This is a genomic window from Thalassolituus marinus (assembly GCF_020320395.1).
GTDB classification, from domain to species: domain Bacteria; phylum Pseudomonadota; class Gammaproteobacteria; order Pseudomonadales; family Oceanobacteraceae; genus Venatoribacter; species Venatoribacter marinus.
Genome location: NZ_JAEDAH010000090.1, coordinates 1 through 867, shown reverse-complemented (window position 1 = coordinate 867; position 867 = coordinate 1). Strand labels below are relative to the sequence as shown.

The 867-nt window shown below is 51.1% G+C and carries 2 protein-coding genes; both read right to left on the bottom strand.

Annotated features, from left to right (window positions below; genetic code table 11):
* On the bottom strand, positions 1–354 hold a 354-nt coding region (locus I9W95_RS13915), incomplete at its 3' end, for a HupE/UreJ family protein (protein WP_225675931.1).
* Positions 351–867, bottom strand: a 517-nt coding sequence (locus I9W95_RS13910) for an efflux RND transporter permease subunit (protein WP_225675929.1), incomplete at its 5' end; no start/stop codon positions are given. The genes I9W95_RS13910 and I9W95_RS13915, both read right to left, overlap by 4 nt.

Here is an 867-nt window from a genome sequence, read left to right as displayed (position 1 = left end):
ACCTTTGTACACCACTGAAAGGCCGATGATGGCATCAATCAGGTAAGCGTTAACCTGAATATTGGCCAGAACGCCCGACATCAGAGTAATGCTGTGTCCCAGAGTAAACAGACTGACGTAGAGGAGAACTTCCCGGCTACGGAACAGAAAGAAGATTACTCCCAGCAGGAACAGCAGGTGATCGTATCCTGTGATCATGTGCTTGGCGCCGATATACAGGAAAGGGACGAACTGCACGCCGGTATTCTGTTGCAGAAATGTGCGGGTATTGTCATCAACGCCATGGGCCACAGCGAAGGACGCTGTGGTTAACATGGCGAGTAAAAGTACAAGACGTGTTATAGACAATTTCATGCATTTCCTCGTTTTTCACTACGATGAACCAGGCGGTACAGCGCCGGAATCACAAACAAGGTCAGAATCGTAGAAGAAATAACACCACCAATCACGACGGTTGCCAGTGGTCGTTGTACTTCGGAGCCGATGCCTGTATTCAGTGCCATCGGGACAAAACCCAGCGACGCTACCAATGCTGTGGTAATCACCGGACGCAGACGCGTCAGCGCACCTTCAACGATAGCCTGCTCAAGACTTTGCCCAGAGCGCTGTAATTCACGGATAAATGACACCATCACCAGTGCGTTCAGAATAGCGATCCCCGACAGGGCAATAAACCCAACGGCGGCAGAAATCGAAAAGGGTATATCACGCAGCGTCAGCGCCAGTACGCCACCGGTTAAGGCCAGTGGCACACCGGTAAAAATGACCAGTGCATCGCGCACAGAATTCAGTGCCAACACCAGCAAACCTACAATCAGCACGAGTGTTAGTGGCACAACAATCATCAGTCTTTGTGACGCGGACTGC